Source organism: Calderihabitans maritimus (assembly GCF_002207765.1).
Taxonomy (GTDB): Bacteria; Bacillota; KKC1; order Calderihabitantales; family Calderihabitantaceae; genus Calderihabitans; species Calderihabitans maritimus.
On sequence record NZ_BDGJ01000111.1, the window covers coordinates 28,270 to 34,633 of the forward strand.

The window sequence follows — 6,364 nt, forward strand, 5'->3', positions numbered from 1 at the left end:
GGTTCAGGTGATTGATTTTAATTACTGGGTGGCTCTGCTTTTAATAATGGTCAGGACAACTGCCTTTTTGGTAGCCTCGCCGTTATTCAGCCTGCGCAATATTCCGGCTTTAGTCAAGGTTGGTTTAGGGGTTTTGCTGGCTTTCCTGCTGTCTCCGGCAGTTCCTAAAAACCTGCCGGAAACGGTTGAACTCTTAGACTATGTCTTGTGGGTGGCTAACGAAAGCCTGGTAGGGCTGTTCTTGGGATTTTTGGCTTCCCTGGTATTCGCCAGCCTGCGGGTGGCCGGTGAACTGGCGGATATTCAGATGGGATTCGGTACAGCTTCTTTGCTGGATCCTCAAAATAGTATGCAAGTAACTTTGATGGGTCAGTTTTACCATCTTTTAGCTCTTCTCTTGTTTGTCCTCTTAAATGGGCATCATCAGCTTTTGTTGGCCCTAGCTGATTCTTTCCGGTTGGTACCGCTGGGTCAAATTGGTTTAAAAGGGATGGTGGCTCTGGAAGTAGTTAAAATCTTTGCCGGAATGTTTGCTCTTGCCTTCCGGGTCGCTGCTCCTATACTGGCCGTATTGCTGATGAGCGATGTGGCCCTGGCCATGGTGGCGCGAACGGTGCCTCAGTTGAACGTTTTTATACTGGGCTTTCCTCTGAAAGCCGGTTTGGGAATGCTGACCGCGAGCTTAATAATTCCCCTTCTGGCCGGTTTGTTGTCAGATATTTTCTACCAGATGGAGAAAGATTTGGGCCTGATAATAAGGGGCCTGGCACCATGAAATATAAGATATTTCCTATAAACCTTCAGCTTTTTGCAGAAGAGAAAACGGAAGAAGCTACTCCCCACCGGCGGCAGGAGGTGCGGAAAAAAGGACAGGTCGCCAAGAGCACCGACCTGAACGCCTCCGTTGTTCTGATGACTGTGGTATTGTTGCTGTTCATGTTGCAGGACTACTATATAGATCAGCTCAGCCGGTATTTCACCTATCTTCTTTCGGACAACCTGCAGGGGCAGTTAAGTGAGGCGAATTTAGGGGCTTTGGCCACCCATACGACTGTTTTGTTTTTTAAGTTAACGGCTCCCATTTTCGGGGTAGCCATAATGGCGGGCCTAGCTGTCAATCTGGCTCAGGTAGGGTTTCTTCATTCGCCGGAGGTTATAAAACCCAAACTGCAAAACATCAACCCGGCGGAAGGGTTCAAGAGGATTTTTTCCCGGAGATCTCTGGTAGAGCTAGTCAAAGCCGTTTTGAAGGTAACCATTATCTCTCTGATTATTTTGGGGCTGATAAAAAATAGATTTCAGGATTTGCTCCTGGTGGTACAGGCTGATTTGTACCAGGGCCTGGCTTTGGTAAACGAGGTATTGTTCCGCACGGTGGGAGGGGTAGTTCTGGCTTTTCTGGTCCTGGCGCTGGTAGATTTTGTTTATCAGAAGTTTGAATTTCGGCAGCGCATTAAAATGACCAGGCATGAAGTGAAAGAGGAATTAAAGCAGACGGAAGGGGACCCCCATATCCGGTCTCGTCTGAGGGAAAAACAGCGAGAACTGGCGCGGCACCGTATGATGCAAAAGGTACCGGAGGCCACGGTAGTAATTACCAACCCCACTCACCTGGCGGTAGCTCTGCGCTACGAACGGAAGGAAATGGACGCTCCGGTGGTAGTAGCTAAAGGGGCAGGCTCTGTAGCGAGGAGAATTGTGGAGATAGCCGAGGAACACGAGGTGCCGGTAGTAGAGAATAAGCCATTGGCCCAAGTGCTTTACCGGGATGTGGAAATCGGAGAGGAAATTCCGCCCGAATTGTATCAAGCGGTGGCGGAAGTACTGGCTATGCTCTATAGCCTGAAGAAGTTTCGCCTATAGCGGAGGAGAGTTGAATGGCAACACCGGCTTTAGAGAACCGTAGAACCATAAGGCAAATACTTCAGCACAATGACCTTCTCATAGCCGCTTTCGTTTTGGCTATAGTCATTATTATTGTCATTCCCATTCCTCCCCAATTGCTGGACCTGTTGCTGGCCTTTAATTTGACCTTCAGCCTGGTAGTGCTTTTGACAACGATGTTCACTACCGATTCTCTGCAATTCTCCGTGTTTCCGTCTCTTTTGCTGGTGGCAACGTTATTTCGTCTTTCTCTCAACATTTCTTCTACCAAATTGATTCTCAACCAGGCCAGTGCCGGGAAAATAATTCAGGCTTTTGGCGATTTTGTAGTCGGGGGCAACTACGTGGTAGGTTTCATAGTATTTATTATCATTACCGTTATTCAGTTTGTAGTGATAACTAACGGAGCAGGCCGGGTTGCGGAAGTAGCCGCCCGTTTCACTTTGGACGCCATGCCGGGCAAACAGATGAGCATCGACGCCGATTTAAATGCGGGGTTGATCAGCGAAGAGGAAGCCCGGGAAAAACGGAAGCAATTGCAAAGGGAAGCTGATTTTTATGGAGCCATGGACGGTGCCAGCAAGTTCGTCAGGGGTGACGCTATTGCGGGCATTGTCATTACTCTGATTAATATTCTGGGTGGACTAATAATCGGAGTCTGGCAGCACGGGATGCCCTTAATAGAGGCATTGCAAAGGTATACTATTTTGACCGTGGGTGACGGGCTGGTATCCCAGTTGCCGGCTTTGCTGATTTCCACCGCTACCGGTATTTTGGTTACTCGGGCCAGTTCCAGCGAAAGTTTTGGAAAAGATCTGACCCGTCAGTTGACGGCTTTCCCAAAGGTTTTGGGGTTGGCTGCCGGTATCCTGCTCCTGTTGGGTCTGGTCCCCGGGTTGCCAACTTTGCCCTTTCTGATCCTGGCGGGGGCGGCCGGTTTTGCCTCCTATACGTTACTGCGGGAAGCTCATGAGAAGGAACGGAGAGAGCAGGAAAAGATAGTGCAGGAAACTCGCAGACAGCAAAGACAGCCGGAGAATGTTTTGTCTCTGTTTCAGGTAGATCCTTTGGAAATAGAAATTGGTTATAACCTGATACCCCTGACCGATGAAACTCAGGGAGGCGATCTTCTAGACCGGCTGGCCGCCGCCAGGAGGCAGTGCGCTACCGAACTGGGGATATATGTAAGACCCATTCGCATCCGGGACAACCTCCAGTTGGAACCGAACAAGTACGTTTTTAAGATAAGGGGGATTGAAACGGCCTCCGGAGAAATTCTTCCCAACCATTATTTAGCCATGAATCCGGAGGGTGCGGTAGAGGAGGTAGAGGGTATTCCTACCCGGGAACCCACTTTCGGCTTACCGGCCTGGTGGGTTACCGAAAAACAGAAAGAACAACTGGAAATCAAAGGTTTTACAGTGGTAGACTGTGTAACCGTTTTGATCACCCACCTTACCGAATTTATCAAGAAACATGCCCACGAACTGCTGGGACGCCAGGAAGTTAAAGATTTGCTGGAAATGGTAAAAGAAAACAACTCCGCTTTAATAGAAGAATTGATACCGGACCTTATGACTTACGGAGAAATTCAGAAGGTACTGCAAAATCTTTTACGAGAGAGAATACCAATAAGGGATTTGGTCACCATCTTGGAGACTTTGGCCGATCAGGCTCGACTAACGAAAGATATCGATTATTTAACCGAGGCGGTGCGCCAGTCTTTAAGCCGCACCATATCGAAAATGTATGCTACGCCTCAAGGAAAAATGGAGGTTATAACGCTGCATCCCAAAGTAGAACAGGTTATTGCTGAATCTATCAAACAAACCCAAAACGGTTCTTATCCGGTGCTGGAACCTAATATTACCCAAAAAATTTTTAACAGTTTATCTCATGTTATTGAAACTACTACGTTTACTTCCGGTCAGCCTATAGTCCTGTGCTCTTCAAGGGTACGTTTGGCGTTTCGCCGTTTGACCGAAAGATTTATTCCCAACCTGGTGGTTCTTTCCTATAACGAATTAGAACCTTCCCTTGAGGTCGAGTCGGTAGGGACGGTGGTATTGGATGAAAATTAAACGGTACGTAGTAAGAAACATGCATGAGGCTTTTGAAGTTATTCGAAGAGATTTGGGACCGGAAGCAGTAATCATCAGCAGTCGAAAGATTAGGGAAAACGGGTTGTGGGGATTTTTTGCCCCCAAAAAACTGGAGGTAACGGCGGCAGTTGACAATTTAGCCCTTCAAAAACAGAAGGCTCAGCAGGATAGCGAGACGCAGGAATTAAGACGGGAAATAGCCGAAATGAAGGCTCTGTTACATAGAATGAGCCAAAGAAAGGAAAGCGAAGCCTCGGAGGAGACAAATAACTCTTTAGTGGGAAAATGGCAGAAAATCCTGCAGGATCTTGATATAAATAAAGAAATTATCCAGGAGTTGTTGGAAGGAATTGAGGAACAACTCAATTTGTCGGAAGAGGAGAATGACAGCCTTATACAGGAGGCGCTGGTTTCCCGGATGGCCGATCTCCTGGAACCGGATACCCCAACGGAGGGAAACAGTCGCATCCTTGCTTTTATAGGACCTACCGGTGTGGGCAAAACTACCACGCTGGCTAAACTGGCAGCACAATTTGCACTGTTCCAGCGAAAGAGGATCGGGTTGATCACTATTGATACTTACCGCATTGGAGCGGTAGAACAGCTTAAAACCTATGCAGAAATTCTTGGGGTTCCGGTGGATGTGGTAATGACTCCTAAAGAATTAAAGGCGGCGGTGGGAAAACATCAGGATAAGGATGTTATCCTAATTGATACCGCTGGAAGACCATCCAAGAATACTATGCAGATTCAGGAACTGCGGGGATTTATAGAGGCCATCAAACCGGTTGAAACCTTTTTGGTTCTCAGTTGTACTACTAAGGACCGCGATTTACTGAGAATTGTTGATGATTTTAAGGTTATCGACTACCATAAGTTGATTTTTACCAAAACCGATGAAACGGAAACATTAGGTAGTATAGTAAACGTAGCTTATACCTGTAAGCTTCCGGTAGCCTACATCACCAACGGGCAAAATGTACCCGATGACATTGAGGAAGCTAATCCCCAGAAGTTGGCAAAAATGATTTTGGGGGCAGTGGGTTGATATGCGTGATCAGGCAATTAGGTTGAGAGAACTGGCACAGGAAAATTTACTGAAATCCGCTTCGGTCGGAAGTTCCGTTTTAAGGACTATAAGTGTGACCAGCGGTAAGGGTGGAGTAGGGAAAACCAACATAGTAGTTAATTTGGCTATAACTCTGGCTAAGATGGGGAAGAGAGTGGCTATTTTAGATGCCGACCTGGGGCTGGCCAATGTTGATGTATTAATGGGTATCGTGCCTAAATACAGCCTTTACGAGGTTTTAAGGGGAGAGAAGTCTCTGGAAGAGATTATAGTAACCGGTCCCTATAATCTGAAAATTATTCCCGGTGGTTCGGGTATTCATGAATTGGCCCAACTGGACTACTACCAGCGGGAAAAGATAATCCAAAGTTTGCGAATGTTTGAAAAAGATACCGATATATTGATCATTGATACCGGCGCAGGAATTTCCCGTAACGTCCTAGGTTTTATTACCGCTGCCGACGAAGTAATTGTGGTGATGACACCGGAACCGACCTCTATGACTGATGCCTACAGTGTGATCAAGATACTTTCCAAATTCAATCTTCAGTCGGAAGTTCAATTGATCGTAAACCGAACCTCCAGCATTGCAGAAGCCCAGCAGACGGCAAATAAGATTGAAGCGGTGGCGAACAAGTTTTTGGAGATAAAAGTACGCCAGCTCGGTTTCATCTTTGATGACCATCTGGTGGGCAAGGCGGTTAAAAAGCAACAACCTTTCGTGGTACTTTACCCTAATTGCCGTGCTTCCATCAATGTCAATGAAATTGCGCTGAACTTGCTGGGGGGTAAAAAGAAGCCTGCCAAGGGTGTCAACCATTTTGTCCAGCGAATTATCCGGCTTTTCAGTTGAGGAGGCTTTATTCGGTGAAAGATTTGGCAGTTAACCAGAAGGTGGAAATATGTCGGGATAACGAAGAAGAAATATATAAAAGTCTTATTCAGGAGGTGGGGGAGGGATACTTTGCCATTCAGATCCCTTCCGGTCCCCAGGGATGGCTAACCTTACACGTGGGGGAAAGGGTGAATGTAAACGTTTTTAGTCCCAGTGCCCAGTATTGTTTCACCACGGAAGTTATAGGGCGCAAGAAAGAAAAAAATATTCCCATGTATCTGTTAAAGATTCCCGAGGAGTTTACCCGCATTCAGCGTCGGGATTACGTCAGAATAAAGCTGACTCTGGAGGTATTCTTTGAGCCGGTAAATACAGAGGAACTGGATAACTTGGACATGAAAGCAGAATTGAGCCGGCGGGGAGTTACTTTGGACATAAGCGGTGGAGGTATGCAGCTTGTGACCGACGAGCCTC

Annotated in this window: 6 protein-coding genes; all 6 read left to right on the forward strand. The window is 47.0% G+C overall.

Annotation, left to right across the window (positions count from 1 at the left end; translation table 11 throughout):
* The first annotated feature begins 7 nt into the window (after positions 1-7).
* Positions 8-775, forward strand: a complete 768-nt coding sequence (gene fliR, locus KKC1_RS09270; RefSeq protein WP_192868166.1) for a flagellar biosynthetic protein FliR — start codon at positions 8-10, stop codon at positions 773-775.
* On the forward strand, positions 772-1,863 hold the full coding sequence (gene flhB / locus KKC1_RS09275) for a flagellar biosynthesis protein FlhB (RefSeq protein ID WP_088554180.1): 1,092 nt from the start codon (positions 772-774) through the stop codon (positions 1,861-1,863). The genes fliR and flhB overlap by 4 nt, the downstream gene beginning before the upstream one ends.
* 14 nt (positions 1,864-1,877) lie before the next feature.
* On the forward strand, positions 1,878-3,965 hold the full coding sequence (gene flhA, locus KKC1_RS09280) for a flagellar biosynthesis protein FlhA (RefSeq protein ID WP_088554181.1): 2,088 nt from the start codon (positions 1,878-1,880) through the stop codon (positions 3,963-3,965).
* The gene (gene flhF / locus KKC1_RS09285; protein WP_088554182.1) at positions 3,955-5,034 is read left to right on the forward strand and encodes a flagellar biosynthesis GTPase FlhF; all 1,080 of its coding nucleotides are present in this window, start codon (positions 3,955-3,957) and stop codon (positions 5,032-5,034) included. The genes flhA and flhF overlap by 11 nt, the downstream gene beginning before the upstream one ends.
* Before the next feature lies 1 nt (position 5,035).
* The gene (locus KKC1_RS09290; RefSeq protein ID WP_088554183.1) at positions 5,036-5,908 is read left to right on the forward strand and encodes a MinD/ParA family protein; all 873 of its coding nucleotides are present in this window, start codon (positions 5,036-5,038) and stop codon (positions 5,906-5,908) included.
* A gap of 14 nt (positions 5,909-5,922) precedes the next feature.
* Positions 5,923-6,364, forward strand: a 442-nt coding sequence (locus KKC1_RS09295) for a flagellar brake protein (protein ID WP_192868167.1), incomplete at its 3' end; no start/stop codon positions are given.

Coding starts and splice junctions, on each gene's coding strand:
- flhA (WP_088554181.1), top strand. CDS start 1,878: ATGGCAACACCGGCTTTAGAGAACCGTAGAACCATAAGGCAAATACTT.
- flhF (WP_088554182.1), top strand. CDS start 3,955: ATGAAAATTAAACGGTACGTAGTAAGAAACATGCATGAGGCTTTTGAA.
- flhB (WP_088554180.1), top strand. CDS start 772: ATGAAATATAAGATATTTCCTATAAACCTTCAGCTTTTTGCAGAAGAG.
- KKC1_RS09290 (WP_088554183.1), top strand. CDS start 5,036: ATGCGTGATCAGGCAATTAGGTTGAGAGAACTGGCACAGGAAAATTTA.